General features: G+C 46.0%; 17 protein-coding genes. 11 read left to right on the plus strand and 6 right to left on the minus strand.

What is annotated here, in order from left to right:
* Positions 1 to 66 precede the first annotated feature (66 nt).
* Both IFU39_RS20500 and IFU39_RS20505 read left to right on the plus strand, forming a co-directional pair.
* Positions 67 to 1,023, plus strand: a complete 957-nt coding sequence (locus tag IFU39_RS20500; protein ID WP_105598443.1) for a carbohydrate ABC transporter permease — start codon at positions 67 to 69, stop codon at positions 1,021 to 1,023.
* A gap of 29 nt (positions 1,024 to 1,052) precedes the next feature.
* Complete coding sequence (locus IFU39_RS20505) at positions 1,053 to 2,015, plus strand: glycosyl hydrolase (RefSeq protein WP_105597905.1); 963 nt, start codon at positions 1,053 to 1,055, stop codon at positions 2,013 to 2,015.
* 153 nt (positions 2,016 to 2,168) lie between these two features.
* Here IFU39_RS20505 and IFU39_RS20510 read toward each other — a convergent pair whose 3' ends face one another.
* Entirely contained in the window at positions 2,169 to 2,435 is a 267-nt protein-coding gene (locus IFU39_RS20510; RefSeq protein ID WP_105597906.1) for a SunI/YnzG family protein, read from the minus strand.
* Between the two features lie 160 nt (positions 2,436 to 2,595).
* On the opposite strand from IFU39_RS20510, the gene IFU39_RS20515 reads away from it, so the two are divergent.
* The 3 genes from IFU39_RS20515 to IFU39_RS20520 all read left to right on the plus strand — a co-directional run bounded on the left by IFU39_RS20515 (position 2,596) and on the right by IFU39_RS20520 (position 3,848).
* On the plus strand, positions 2,596 to 2,958 hold the full coding sequence (locus tag IFU39_RS20515) for a hypothetical protein (protein WP_223199898.1): 363 nt from the start codon (positions 2,596 to 2,598) through the stop codon (positions 2,956 to 2,958).
* Positions 2,948 to 3,130 carry a hypothetical protein gene (locus IFU39_RS33025; protein WP_244661042.1) on the plus strand — a complete coding sequence of 61 codons (183 nt, stop codon included), beginning with the start codon at positions 2,948 to 2,950 and terminating at the stop codon, positions 3,128 to 3,130. Before IFU39_RS20515 ends, IFU39_RS33025 begins: the two co-directional genes overlap by 11 nt.
* Positions 3,131 to 3,239: 109 nt before the next feature.
* A complete protein-coding gene (locus IFU39_RS20520; protein WP_192134591.1) occupies positions 3,240 to 3,848 on the plus strand; it encodes a DUF1349 domain-containing protein in 609 nt (202 codons plus the stop codon).
* 27 nt (positions 3,849 to 3,875) lie between these two features.
* Here IFU39_RS20520 and IFU39_RS20525 read toward each other — a convergent pair whose 3' ends face one another.
* From IFU39_RS20525 to IFU39_RS20535, 3 genes are all read right to left on the minus strand, one after another.
* Positions 3,876 to 4,982: an MFS transporter gene (locus tag IFU39_RS20525; protein WP_192134593.1), complete on the minus strand. Its 1,107-nt coding sequence runs from the start codon at positions 4,980 to 4,982 to the stop codon at positions 3,876 to 3,878.
* Positions 4,983 to 5,070: 88 nt separating this feature from the next.
* Positions 5,071 to 5,601, minus strand: coding sequence for a TetR/AcrR family transcriptional regulator (locus IFU39_RS20530; protein WP_192134595.1), 531 nt, complete (start codon positions 5,599 to 5,601; stop codon positions 5,071 to 5,073).
* Positions 5,602 to 5,677: 76 nt separating this feature from the next.
* A complete protein-coding gene (locus IFU39_RS20535; protein WP_192134597.1) occupies positions 5,678 to 6,448 on the minus strand; it encodes a DeoR/GlpR family DNA-binding transcription regulator in 771 nt (256 codons plus the stop codon).
* Positions 6,449 to 6,806: 358 nt separating this feature from the next.
* On the opposite strand from IFU39_RS20535, the gene IFU39_RS20540 reads away from it, so the two are divergent.
* From IFU39_RS20540 to IFU39_RS20555, 4 genes are all read left to right on the plus strand, one after another.
* Positions 6,807 to 7,772, plus strand: coding sequence for a metallophosphoesterase (locus IFU39_RS20540; protein WP_192134599.1), 966 nt, complete (start codon positions 6,807 to 6,809; stop codon positions 7,770 to 7,772).
* 42 nt (positions 7,773 to 7,814) lie between these two features.
* Positions 7,815 to 8,672 carry a DMT family transporter gene (locus IFU39_RS20545; RefSeq protein ID WP_197997844.1) on the plus strand — a complete coding sequence of 286 codons (858 nt, stop codon included), beginning with the start codon at positions 7,815 to 7,817 and terminating at the stop codon, positions 8,670 to 8,672.
* Between the two features lie 262 nt (positions 8,673 to 8,934).
* Positions 8,935 to 9,435 (plus strand): nucleotidyltransferase family protein, encoded by a 501-nt coding sequence (locus IFU39_RS20550; RefSeq protein ID WP_192134602.1) that lies wholly within the window; start codon positions 8,935 to 8,937, stop codon positions 9,433 to 9,435.
* A gap of 50 nt (positions 9,436 to 9,485) precedes the next feature.
* Entirely contained in the window at positions 9,486 to 10,220 is a 735-nt protein-coding gene (locus IFU39_RS20555) for a YdcF family protein (protein WP_105597912.1), read from the plus strand.
* 100 nt (positions 10,221 to 10,320) lie between these two features.
* Here the strand turns inward: IFU39_RS20555 and IFU39_RS20560 are convergent, their stop codons facing one another.
* Together IFU39_RS20560 and IFU39_RS20565 are read right to left on the minus strand one after the other, a co-directional pair.
* Complete coding sequence (locus IFU39_RS20560) at positions 10,321 to 11,691, minus strand: M56 family metallopeptidase (RefSeq protein ID WP_244661044.1); 1,371 nt, start codon at positions 11,689 to 11,691, stop codon at positions 10,321 to 10,323.
* A gap of 9 nt (positions 11,692 to 11,700) precedes the next feature.
* Positions 11,701 to 12,075: a BlaI/MecI/CopY family transcriptional regulator gene (locus IFU39_RS20565; RefSeq protein ID WP_017689706.1), complete on the minus strand. Its 375-nt coding sequence runs from the start codon at positions 12,073 to 12,075 to the stop codon at positions 11,701 to 11,703.
* A gap of 167 nt (positions 12,076 to 12,242) precedes the next feature.
* Here IFU39_RS20565 and IFU39_RS20570 point away from each other — a divergent pair, with 167 nt between their 5' ends.
* Both IFU39_RS20570 and IFU39_RS20575 read left to right on the plus strand, forming a co-directional pair.
* Entirely contained in the window at positions 12,243 to 12,764 is a 522-nt protein-coding gene (locus IFU39_RS20570) for a hypothetical protein (RefSeq protein ID WP_091014907.1), read from the plus strand.
* Positions 12,765 to 12,880: 116 nt separating this feature from the next.
* Positions 12,881 to 13,771 carry a TIGR01777 family oxidoreductase gene (locus tag IFU39_RS20575; RefSeq protein ID WP_192134606.1) on the plus strand — a complete coding sequence of 297 codons (891 nt, stop codon included), beginning with the start codon at positions 12,881 to 12,883 and terminating at the stop codon, positions 13,769 to 13,771.
* Positions 13,772 to 13,954 lie beyond the last annotated feature (183 nt).

Raw genomic sequence — 13,954 nt, forward strand, 5'->3', positions numbered from 1 at the left:
AGGATTCAGATTATGGCTGCATCAGGGACAGATCGCATGGTAGTAGTTCCGAAGCAGAATTATCATATGTATCGGGTGCGACACAAAACATCAGACCTTCTCTATTCCATTTTCAGATATGCACTGGTCATCGGAATTTCATTTATTATTTTATATCCGTTATTTCTCAAAGTTTCAGTTGCGTTCAAGGACAAACAGGATATCTACAATCCAACGATTTATATGATTCCTCAGCACTTTACGCTGGATAATATTCGGCTAGCGGCGCAAGTGATGGATTACCTGCCTCTGCTGGCGAACACGTTATTGTTTGTTACCATCACAACGCTTCTGACAGCCATGTCCTGTGCGCTTGCAGGTTACGGCTTTGCCCGGTTTTCTTTTCCAGGCAGCAATGTGCTCTTTGTCCTGGTCATTCTCACCATTCTGGTGCCCACAAGCACGCTTATGGTGCCGATGTATCTGCATTTCCGCAGCTTTGATTTTATGGGCATGATCCAGTTGTTCACGGGAAAGAATGGCATCAATCTGCTGAATACGTATTGGCCCTCCATGATTACGGCGGCTACGGCAGGTGGGCTAAAGGCAGGGTTGTTCATCTATATTTTCCGTCAGTTCTTCAAGGGTATGCCAAAGGAAATTGAGGAGGCCGCCCTGATTGACGGTGCTGGTGGATTCAAAACATTTGCTCAAATCATGCTGCCCAATGCGATCTCACCGCTGATTACGGTCATTCTGTTCTCATTTGTGTGGCAGTACAACGATACGTTCTATTCGGCATTATTCATGAGTGAAAGTCCACTGATCTCACTGAAGGTGGCTTCCTTACCTGCTCAGGCGAACCAGTTAATCCCACAACTGATGGGCTTTGGTTCGAACTCGGGCATCAAGGCAGATCCGAACTATGTGGCGATGATCGTGGATACAGGCATTTTGCTGGCGATTGCACCACTGATTATTTTGTACTTGTTCGTGCAGCGTTATTTTGTGGAGAGCATTGAGCGCTCGGGGGTCGTGGGTTAAAATGGTAAACCTAATTGGAGGTGTTAGCGATGACGGTACGTATGATCAACAGTGCTCCGGTGAATGAAGCAGCGACATTCGAAGCCAGAGAACTAATGGCGTTCCTGGTCGAGCGTTATGGGAAAGGGATGTTGTCAGGTCAGCAGGACTACAGCAATCTGAACTGGATTAATGAAAATACAGGGCGGAAACCAGCTGTGATTGGATTCGATCTCATGGAATATTCGCCATCAAGAACAGAGCGCGGCGCGGTCTCTCAGGAGATTCGGGATGCCATTGCATGGCACCATCAAGGGGGAATCGTGACGCTATGCTGGCACTGGAATGCACCTACGAATCTGATCGATGAACCGGGCAAGGAGTGGTGGCGGGGGTTTTATACGGATGCGACTACCTATGATCTGAGTTCAGCGCTGGCTGATACTGAATCGGAAGCATATCAGTTATTGATCCGGGATATCGACGCGATTGCAGTTCACTTGCAAGAGTTGAAAGATGCTGTTGTGCCCGTGTTATTCCGACCGCTGCACGAAGCCGAAGGTGGATGGTTCTGGTGGGGAGCGAAAGGCCCCGAACCTGCCATACAGTTGTATAGGTTGTTGTATAATCGATTAGTGCACGAGCACAAGCTGCACAATCTCATCTGGGTCTGGAACTCGGAAAAACAGGAATGGTATCCAGGGGATGATGTCGTGGACATTGTGAGTGTAGATGTATACCCGGAAGCAGGAGATCACAGTCCGCTGGCAGCACGTTACGCCAACCTGCGTGAGCTTGTGAAGGACAACAAAATCATTGCACTCGCCGAGAACGGCTCCATCCCTGACCCTAAGCAAATGAAGGAACAGGATGTACACTGGAGTTGGTTCTGTACTTGGACAGGTGGATTTCTGAAAGACGGGGCGCATAATGAAGTGGCGTTTTTGAAGGAAGTGTATAACAGCGAAGAGATTATCACGTTGGATCAGCTACCGAAATGGAGTTGGTTGTAAGAACGTTACTTCGAACAACTGGTATTGGCATCAAAGAAGCGTGAGTATTCGCTAGAAGATTTAATGCGAATACTCACGCTTCTTTCTGGTGGCGTACATATGTAAATGGAGCTATTCCTTGGAGAAACATAAAAATCCGTTTCGAACCACAATCTAGTTTGCCGGTTGTAGCATATCTCGGATATTGGGATATAAATTCACACTGTTCGTGAATAAGATATATGATTGATTAACCGTACGGATCAGAATCCTCTCGCTTGTGCCATTAACCGGACCGATTCGAATGGCGGATGGTTCGCTGCCACCGTATGTATCATCCAGAGTGACCGATGTGATATGTACAATTGGAATTTCGATTTTGGAGAACTGCCAGCGGATGACCAGTTGATCTTCTGCTTTTTTCACGTTAACACCAAACATAGATTGATCTCCTCCTGTTGTAATTCATATCATTGAATTAATCTCGTATATCCAGTTTATCATATTTTGGATAAAATTACCTTATTAATAGTAAGGGGCGGCGATTTCTATCAACTGAATTTAAAAGACCAAATCGATCCTGTTCAAAGGAGGAGAATGTATGCACGACTGGAATGCCTATCATTATTTTGAACAAAGTCTTGGTCCCTTCAGAAATCTCTCCAGCCTGTCTGCGGATGAAGCAGAAACAGTTACACAGAAGATCCGTCTTCAGGGAAGGAACTTTGCCAGTCGACGACCCGCAGATTACATGGCAATTCGCAGAACGCTTGAGCAAAGGGCTTATGAACAGTTTGTTGCCAAAGGTGGGAAGCCACTACAATCATATCCCCATTATCTGACGCTTGGTGCATGCGAATGGCTGTTGTCCTGGTATTCAGAACCCGATCATGTAATCATTCCATGGGATGACCTTCCAGATGCAGTTGTGAGTTTTGGACTTGTTTCCAACAATGAGGTTTGACGATGCTAAACCTTATCGTAAGCAGATTTATACCAAAGATGAAATCATCGAAGTTATTCAGTTCTATGGTTGGCCTCAGGAATGGAACCGTAAAGGTGATAAGGGGCCGGAACGATATATTGAGGTACAGGTCTGGGACGAGCGGTTCATACAACCGTACACATGGGTGTAAGATGAAGGGGATGGAACTTGATGCTAAGCCTACAGGATTAACCATGAGACATACCGAATACAAATAGAGAAATTAGTAAACTTATATTCCAACACAAAGGGTGTGCCACATGACGAATCTATTCGAACATTGTTCAGGTCAAACTTTATCTGCCAACCTGGGATGGCTGAACGAGCCAGCAGATTGGTCCATTGAAGACGGCAAAGTAACGATAACCGTTTCGCCAGTCAGTGACTTTTTCATTGATCCGGGAGGTGACCCGGTGAAAGCCTCAGCTCCATTTTTACATACGATAATCAAGGGAGATTTCAGCATCGTCACTCAAGTACAGGTGGATATGAAAGAACAGTATGACTCGGGCTGTCTGATGGTAATGGTGGACGATACGAATTGGGCTAAAGTCTGCTTTGAATTTTTTGAAGAACAGCCGTCCATTCTTAGTGTTGTGACCCGTGGTAACTCGGATGATTGTGTATCATCCCCTGTAGACGTCAGCAAGCCTTATTTACGTGTAGCCCGCGCAGGCAGCAGCTTTGCTTTCCATTATTCCCAAGATGGTGAGAAGTGGAAGCTGGTACGTTATTTTGGCCTCGATTGCCCCGAAGAGATCAAAGTTGGCATTGTGGCCCAATCCCCAGTCGGGCAAGGGACCACAGTTACTTTTGCAGATGTACGGCTTCAACATGGACTGACCGGAAGTGTACGCCGAGTAGAATAAAAAACGATCAGAACGTTGTTCTGTCATTTATTTCACTCGAATTAACAATCCGAACAGGCCGAGTGCAGCAAAGGCCAGAAATGCCGTTGTATTGGAGAACACTTCAATCGTGTAACCTGCCATGGAGGAGCCAAGGAATTGCCCAGCACCCAGCGCGAGAAAGGCAAGACTAATTCCGATGGATACATTCGGACTGAATAATCTCGTTGCCCAAACGATAAATACACTGGTCAGAAAAATGTAGGTGCTCCCAAACATGATGGCAGAAATTATGCTGGCAGTCATGGATGGCAGAAGGATAACCCCAAGCGAAATAGCCAATAACATTATGCCAATTCGGTAGGACCACCCAATCTGGATCCGTTCAATAATGCGGCCAGCACATCCGCCGAGTATGCCCATAACCCCCATCACAATCCAGAACAACACGGCTTCCGAATCGGAGGCCCCTTTCTCGTCTGTAAGGAAATTTCGGGCAAAGGTCCAATAGATTGCAGAACTGAAACCTGTCAACAGACATGCCATGAGCAGAGCAGACCCAGGTCTGGTTGGTTTCATACATGTCCAGAGAGATTTGGTACAAGGCAGGGTCTTGGTTGCTGGAATGACACGTCTGTTCCACAGCAGAACGACAACGCCGATTGCAGCATACAGGATGTAGGTTAGACGCCAGTAATCCGTGAACAGCCAGTAGAGTGGACCGGATATAACAATTCCGAAGCTGGTCCCTGTATTAATCCAGCTGTTGCCTCTTGCTTGTAGCTCGGGAGCAAGCTCAGCATTAACCATGTTACCGAGTGCCGGAGAGGCCCAGCCTGTACTCAAACCAGCTAGAAATACACTAAATGCAAGAACCCATGCATTCTGAGCCAGGGCGATGCCGGTTAATCCGAGCACTGCACTGATCCCTGCCAATTGAATGACATAATGATGCCCCTTGCGATTAATCAACAGGGGTGCAGTTAGAAGGGACAGACAATAGGCAATATACGTTCCTGAGTTAATCGCCCCAGAGGCTGCATCATTCAAGTGTAAGGCTTCCGAAATTTCCGGCATAAACAATCCATAACTGAATCTCCCGAATGCATAACATACAGCGATAAGTGCAATGCCTGGGAAGATCATTTTTTTCATTAAATCCACCGCCTTTTAGATAGAACGATCATTATAATTTCATTTAAATAAAAAAGTGAGTTGAACTACTAACTCACCCGGAATAGCATTATTTGAAACTGGTTTGCGTCATATGGATCAATTCACGGCAGACTTCATTTACATTTTCTGTCTCAGCAAGTGCCGTAGAACCTTCCAGCAGCAGGGAAAATCGCAACAGATCTCGATCACTTGCAGCAGGCGCCAATGTTTGGATTAATGTTCTCATATGTCTTTTATGCGCATTCACTGTCTGGACGATGATATGGTCAGTGTGACCTCCGAATTCTTCCTTGGCGCGTAAGAACAAGCACCCTCTTGATTCGTGTTCTTTTAGCCAAGTTACATGTCCTTCAGCCAGATTGAGAAACATGGGTTGCTCTTTATTGTTTGCATATTGCCGGAGCTGTTCCAAATAACGCTGTTCGCGCCGCAGGAGTACTTGGACGATAAGATCATCCTTGGATTCAAAGTGGTTATATAACGTCATGATGGCGATCCCGGCATCCGTGATAATTCGCTTTAAACCAATGGCATGGAAGCCGTGAAGGTAGAACAATTCTTCAGCCACGTTCAGAAGCATTTCTTTTTTGCTACTCATAATCAGGAATGTCCTCTCTTGAAAATAGGATAGAACGGTCATTATACCTTAAAGGTATAAAAAATGGCCCACACTGTCAAATCTTGTGAACCGTTTCAATCTCCAGTTGCTCCAGGGCCTCAACCCATTCTGTCGAACATCCGGAGTCTGTAATTACCATCGATATGTGATTCATGGGGGAGATCTGTGCAAACGTGGATCGACCAAATTTGGTGTGATCGGCTACCAAAATGGATTCTTCTGCTCGCTCCATCATTCTGCGGGAAACAAGTGCTTCTTCCAGCAAATAGTCCGTTACACCATCCATTAACGAAATGCCGCCGGCAGAGATGAATGCTTTGTTAACTTTGAATTGACTCAGCAATTTATGTGCGACAGGTCCGGTAGAAGCTTGTACCGCTGTATTGATTTCACCTCCGGCAAAAATGATTTTACCTGCGAAGTCTTCCAGCGCACAGGTGAGAATTGGAACGGAGTTGGTAATGACAGTCACCTGTGACCGATTTCTTAGTTGACGCATGATCTCGAGTGTTGTTGTGCCATTGTCCAGCATCACGGTTTCGCCATCTTCAATTAGAGAGGCGGCAGCTATGCCGATGCGCTGTTTCTCATTCATCTGAAGTTGCGCACGCTTTTGAAAAGGGGCTTCGATCATTCCTGAACGTACACGAACAGCACCGCCGTAGACTTTACGCAATTCGCCTTCCTTTTCAAGTCGATCCAGATCACGCCGTATGGTTTCTGTGGAAACCTGAAATAGATTTGCCAAAACCTGAACCTGAACCTTTCCTTGGGTAGCCAGACGGGTAAGGATGGTGTTTTTGCGCTCTTCATACGTTAGAGACATACGTTGTCGAACCTCCTGTATTGCGTATACATATGTATTTTAAATTTATGAGTTGTGTAGTCTTGTGGATTTATGTTGATTTATATAGTTTAAAAGGTCAAGCGAAGCTTGTCAATTTGCCAGGTGTTTACTTTGAATTGAAACAAACCTGTGTCATTTAAAATCTTGATTATTTCGTTATCCAATAATATGGAACAGAGATGTGATGATAAAATTAACGATGTATTGACAGTACTATCATGTGAAGATAAGATCATATGAAACAACATAATACCACACAAAACAACATACAGAGTGTAACGAGATCAGAATTAAATAACATGTATTTTTACTTACTACTAATGAGGGGGTTAAAAGAGTGAAGCGACAGCTGACTTTTCAAAAAAATGGAACGTTTAAAATTGTGCAGTTTACAGACCTGCACTGGAAAGACGGTCGTCCTGAAGATATCAGAACCCGGCAGTTAATGAATACTGTTGTTGAGGCGGAACAGCCCGATCTGGTGGTGTTTACTGGTGATGTGATCTATACGGGGCCGGTGGATCAGGGGAAAAAGGCATGTGAGCATCCAGAGCAGGCTTTTCGTGAGGCCGTAGCAGTTGTGGAAGAGTGTGGCATTCCGTGGGCATTTGTGTACGGCAATCATGATACGGAAAATCGAATTACTCCCGATGGATTAATGGATGTCATTCAAGAACATAAGTACACAGTGACAGAGCCTGGTCCAAGCGAGATTGCAGGTATGAGCAATTACACGCTGGAGGTAGCCGATTCGGATGGGAGTCCGGCTGCAGTGTTATATTTCCTCGATTCAGGGAGTTATTCCACAGTTGAGTCTATTCCCGGCTATGACTGGATTCAGCCCAATCAGATCCAGTGGCTGATGTCTGAATCCATACGCGTCAATCCCGGCCGCAGCCGCGGAGATAAGCTACCCGCCTTGGCGTTTTTTCATATCCCGATTCCTGAATACCAGTCCATGTGGGACACGCAGATCTGCTATGGCAGCAAGTACGAGCCTGTCTGTTCTGCCCAAGTGAACTCGGGGCTGTTCTCTGCACTGCTGGAGATGGGCGATGTGATGGGAACCTTTTGCGGACATGATCATGTGAATGATTTTCACGGGAATTACCACGGCATTCGTCTCTGCTACGGGCGTTCGAGTGGGCACAGTACATATGGAAGGGAAGGCATGCTGCGCGGAGGACGCGTCATTCAGTTGAAGGCGGGACAACGCAGCTTTGATACATGGCTTCGTCTGGAAGACGGATCTGTCGTGAAGGAGCAGACAGAACATCAACCTGGGAGCGCTTCAGCACAATAGATTATATAAAAGAGTAATGGAGTAGAGAGGAACGTTTTGATTATGATTTTACCTATAATGCTGGTACTGGCTTCCGGGATGGCTCATGCCGTCTGGAGCATGTTTACCAAGCGCAGTCTGAACAAAAGTGTGTTTTTGTGGTCCATTATGATGATTCCGACGGTTATATTGCTTCCTGTACTTATTATGGAGTTGGCACGTGAACCCTTATCCATTGCAGCCTATGCGCTGTTAATTCTGTCTATGGGCTTGCAGGCTTTGTACTCTTGGTTGTTGTCTCAGACCTACGAACTCGGCGACCTATCTCAGATCTATCCGATTATGCGGGGAACGAGCACCTTATTGGTGCCTCTAATTGGAGTTACTTTTCTTGGGGAAACCTTATCCTTGTACGGCTGGATCGGCATTGCGTGTATGCTGGGCGGATTTACGGTGCTCAGTGGCGTCGGAAGCAGAGATGTTACGACGGGCTCGCGTAGAACGGGATTGAAGCCCGTTCTTATGGCTTTATGTGTGGGTTTATGTACAACCAGTTACGTGTTCGTGGATAAACTGAATCTGGAACATATTTCACCCTTATCATTACTTGAAGTGACCAACATTGGTTTTGTCGCCGGATTAACGCCTGCGTTGCTGGCTTCTCGTCAATTGCGTCAGGAGTGGAAGGTGAATCGATCGACCATTATGCTTGGAGCATTACTGAATCCGGGCTCGTACCTGTTGTTTCTGTTTGCGTTACAACAGGCACCGATGGCAAGATTGGGTCCCCTTCGGGAAGTAGGCACGATATTTGCCGCATTCCTTGGTATTTTGCTGCTGAAAGAACAGCAGGGGAAAAAGCGTATTCTCTGTTCCATCGTTATTTTTGTCGGCATTTTGTTGATTGGGATGTGGGGCTGACTAAAACCTCGAATCAGACTCTCGATGCAATCCCCTCAGGTGAAAGACCTTAAGATCCATCTGTTCAGATGAAACTTAGGGTGACCGCCTGAGGGGATTTGTTCATTTTATCGCAGACACCCAAACATGATATATTGGAAGTAAGCGCAGTGAAGCACGTAGAATAGATTGAGGGAGTGAGTAGAGCATCGGGAGTAGGGAGAAGAACCATTTTCTGCATGAGGAGAAATTCATCCGTGCAATTACAGAGCATGAGCAATTAATGCATGACCTGCGGAGAGTCCGAGGTCTCCATTTGCCACAATGTTACATAGGTGCAGGATATATTCGCAATTATATCTGGGATGTTCTGCATGGATATGCTGTTCGCGAGCTGCACAGTGATATTGATGTTGTCTATTATGATGCGTCAGACCTGCGTGAGGAAAGAGACATACAGTTGGAGTGTCAGCTCCGTGAGTTGACAGGCAATGCCAAGTGGTCGGTCAAAAATCAGGCGAGAATGCATCTGCGCAATGGCACAGATCCTTATCTTTCTACTGAAGATGCTCTTCGCTATTGGCCAGAGATTGTGACTGCCATAGGTGTACAGTTGGATGAAGAAGATCGGGTTAACATCTGTGCTCCGCATGGTTTGCATGATCTGTATCACCTTATAGTCCGCAAAAGTCCATTCTTCACGGATGCTGACTATTATAATCAGAGAGTACAGAAGAAGCGCTGGCAGGAACAATGGCCGAAACTAACGATAATAACAGCTTGAATAATAAGTGATTTGCGGAATAGTGGGTACAAGAAGGAGTGTCTACGGATTTGATAAAAAAGTTCTTACACAAAAATGGACTGATCATTGATCTTGTCCTGTTGGCATGTTTTGTGGCATTTCTGGCCTTCTGGGGCCAACGATTTGCAGTCATGTTTTTTGGAATGATCACGGTGGCTTTTATCGTGCTAAGACGGATTGACTATCAGAAGCATGTTATTCTGAAACGGATTATCCTTACCGGATTTGGCGTGGTTGCCGTCTCTTTTGTCATTATTGAAGCACTTGTATTCACACAGCTTGGTGCGAATGATCCGGAAGAAGCGGACTATGTCATTATCCTGGGTTCAGGCATCCGTGGCACGGAATTGTCATTGACCCTGAAACAAAGGTTAGATGCAAGTCTGAACTACATTCGTAGTCACCCTCAGACACCAGTCATTGTATCGGGTGGACAGGGACCTGGAGAATCGATTCCCGAAGCGCTCGCCATGAAAAACTATCTGATTGAACAGGGGATTAACCCCGCCCAAGTGATTATGGAAGATCGCTCCACAAGTACACAGGAGAATTTGGCCTTTTCCAAAAAAATCATTCTTGAATCCGGGTTAGAGCACCCTGAGATCATGATTGTCACCAGTGACTATCATATGTTCCGTTCCAAATACATCGCTGCCAAGAATGGTTATGCAGCAGAATACGGCATATCGGCTCCGTCACCGGGTTATCTGAAACCCGTCAACATGATCCGTGAATATTTTGCTACGATCAAAACATTTATCTAATGCACATGACAGAAAAACGGAAACAGGACGAAGCGGAGATCTATGATCTATGCTTCGTCCTGTTTGCATATAAGGATGGTTATTACTCCTTAACAATAGGTTATTTTTCTGAAGGAGCAGGTACAGTTACTGAAACCTTATCCCCAGGGAGAGCTACCATTTCAGAAGATGGGGCAGGAGAAGGAACGGTTGCGGCCTCGGAAGCCTTGTCCTCGGAAGGAAGGGCTACCATCTCAGAAGGTCCAGCAGGAGAAGGAACTGTGGCTGATTCTACAACTTGAGCCTCAGAAGGTTCAGCAGTCGAAGGAGCTGGTACATTTTCTGAAACTTCATCCTCAGGGATAGCCACGATTTCAGGCGTTTCGGAAGCAGCGGGAGCAGTTACAGCTTCAGAAACTCCGGCTGTATCGGGAGAAGCTACGATCTTAGGGGTCTCAGATACGGAAGGAACAGGCACAGCTTCAGTAGCCTTGGCCTCTACTTTAACCGTATGGTTTGATGCCCATACTGCGGTGGATGTACTTACGCCAGTAATAAGCAGGAGGGCTCCCATACTTATCATCCAATGTTTCTTTTTCAGTTTCTTTACATTAAACATAATCATCAATCTCCTTTTTAATTGTTTGCCTTCACCCGATAGGGACGAACAAAATTGAGCAGGTATTTTCTTGGTTCCCGCCATCACATTTAAAATCGTCTCACCATATCGTCTTCGCTCTTCATGGGACATCTCTTTCACCACATCTTCATCACAGGCCAACTCGCTCCAGGTATGAATGTCCCGGCGAATCATATGAATCAGGGGATTGAACCAGTGCAGGGCACTAACGCCCAAGGTCACAGCCTTGACCCACAGATCTTTATGTTTCAGATGTACCAACTCATGATGAATCACCATGCTGATGTCCATTTTCACCGTATTTTCGGGTGGCAGATATATCGTTGGTTTAAACAAGCCAACCAGTATAGGGCTTCGTACTAGCGTGCTGTGAGCAAGCGTGATATTACGTTTGAGACCCAAACCCTCTTTGATTAATGGTAGCTGTATAGCTGCCTCACTATGACGGAGGACTGGGGTACGTGTACGAGATAATTCATTCAGAAATCTCCGGTAACAGTACACCTGCCATGCAGAAAAACCAATGACTCCAGTGCCCCATACACATAACAAGAACCAGGCTGTGGTTACCGAAATGGTTTGTTCCGGTATAAACGTTCCTGCAAGTAAGCCTGAAGCTGCTGCATTCTCCGTACCCGGTATAGTTGATGTCGTTTGGAATGCAATATCCAAAAGCCATGAAAGGCCAAGAGATACCGGGAACAGATAAAACAAGATAGCCAGTTTACCGAGTCTGTAGAGCCACTTGGTCGGAAAAACAGATACGGGTATAAGTCGTAGTGCCAAAATACAAACAGAAACGATACTTCCCGCCACGGTCAGGCTGCACAGAATCTCAAAAAAGATATTCATCATCTGCACCTACTTTTCCGAAAGCCATTTTTTCAGTTCTGAAATGTCATCGTCTGAAAGCTTGTCACCATCATACATGGCCGAAACCAAATTCTTGACTGAACCTTGATACAGTCCATCAAGAACGTGCTGCGTTTCCTGTAGTTTGTAATCTTCGGGCTTTAGAAGAGGCTCATAATCATTGGTTCGTCCACGTCTCGTGACGGTAAGTGCGCCTTTATCCACCAACCGTGACAGAAAGGTAGACATGGTCTGCGCTTTCCACGCTTTCCCCTTCTCAGCGAATATGTCTAATAGTTCTGTGGAGGTGACCGGTGGGGCGCATGACCATATAACGACCATTAACTCCATTTCTGTTTCGGATAATTTTTGAATCTGGTTCACAGTGAACACTCCTTAACATCGTTATGCGTCCATAACGATCGTATTACTACACTACGTAGTACGTATAAACTACTACAACTTGTAGTGGATAGTCAAGTTATCCTGATAGATGATTGCCAAACCATGTTATAATATAGGTCATTAATAGAAGAACGATGTAGGAGTGAATGATCATTACAGCATATCAATTACCTGCTCTCTATGAGCAGAAGCGAGTTTCAATGCACGAGATGGAAGAGATTGTACGCCTGTTGGCCCAGACACCGCTATTATACGATGATGGACAGAGCATTCAGATTCAGGATTACATGGGAGGCTTGGAGGTCGAACTTAAGCATGAGGTACGTCGTGCAGTGACCGAGTTGTATGAACTGGCTGTTCAGGCTTGCCGAGCCTTCGCTGATCCATTGGCGTACGAGCAACTTCAAGATGCGCTTGGGTTACAGGCCGAGTTGTGGCAGGAGGAAGTGCTTACTCTTGCAAATTGGATGGATTGGTTGAAGCAGATCAGTGAAGGAAAAAGAACACTGCCAGAGTACAACTTTACAGCGATGCTTGGGAACTTGCCGGACGGATTCATGATCCATGATTTTTATGATGAACTCCGATATCAATTGGAACAAAACCCTGCAAACGCATGGGCTATCGAAGAGCGGGATCGCTTGTACGTAGCTCTGGGTGTGAAATAAATCAAACCAACGGATCACCGGCGGTGTTAATCTATTATCTACATTTTGCATGCATAGAAACATTCCAATCTATATCTTGCGAGTTCTTTACCCAGTATGGGAAATGAGGGGATACCGTGAAGAAGGTTGTATTAGCTGGTGGAACGGGATTTGTCGGACAGGATTTTGCCCAAAGGTTCAGGAAGCTGGGTTATGAGGTGCTGATTATCTCGCGTCAGCCCGGTCATATTGCCTGGGAGGATCGTGCAGGAATTATAGGGGCACTGGAAGAAGCAGAGATGCTGATTAACCTGGCAGGTAAATCGGTAAATTGCCGTTATACGGAGGAGAATCGCAAAGTCATTCTGGAATCCAGAACGCGTACAACACGTATTCTCGGCGATGCCGTCCTGGCTTGTAATCATCCTCCCGAACTATGGATTAATTCGAGTACGGCGACCATATACAGACATGCTGAAGATCGTCCCATGACGGAAAAAGAAGGCGAGATTGGCTCTGGCTTCTCGGTCGACGTTGCCAAAGCTTGGGAACAGGCTTTCTTTGAGTTCAGTCTGCCGTCTACGCGTCAGATTGCACTGCGAATTGCGATTGTGCTGGGCGAGGGTGGCGTGATGGTGCCCATGACGAACCTCGTCCGTTTTGGACTGGGAGGATCGCAAGGTGCAGGCACACAGCAGTTCAGCTGGATTCATATCGAGGATCTGTTCCGCATGGTGATCTATCTGCAAGAGCATCCACATCTGAATGGTGTATTCAATGCCTCTTCGCCTCATCCGGTTACGAATCGGGAGCTGATGACGCGTCTGAGAGAACAGATGGGTGTTCGGATTGGACTGCCTTCTCCTCGCTGGATGCTTGAACTGGGCGCACGTTTTATTCGGACAGAGACGGAACTCGTTCTCAAGAGTCGTTGGGTGATTCCTGAGCGATTGGAGAGGGAAGGATTCACGTTCACATACGGTACACTAGATGCCGCTCTTGCCGAGATTTTGAATAAGAAGAAATGACACTTTATACAAAAGAAAACACAACAGGAAGGGCAGAGGCATCTGCCCTTTATTATATATTTTAAGGTTTACTTCATGGCGTTTCGCCATTTGAGGTGGAGGATTCATTTCATTTATATATGTTCAACTAAACATTTACACGATAACGGAGGGACAGAAATAACTTGAAGAAGCGAAGCGTTC

Source organism: Paenibacillus sp. CFBP 13594, from assembly GCF_014842675.1.
Classification (GTDB): Bacteria; Bacillota; Bacilli; order Paenibacillales; family Paenibacillaceae; genus Paenibacillus; species Paenibacillus amylolyticus_B.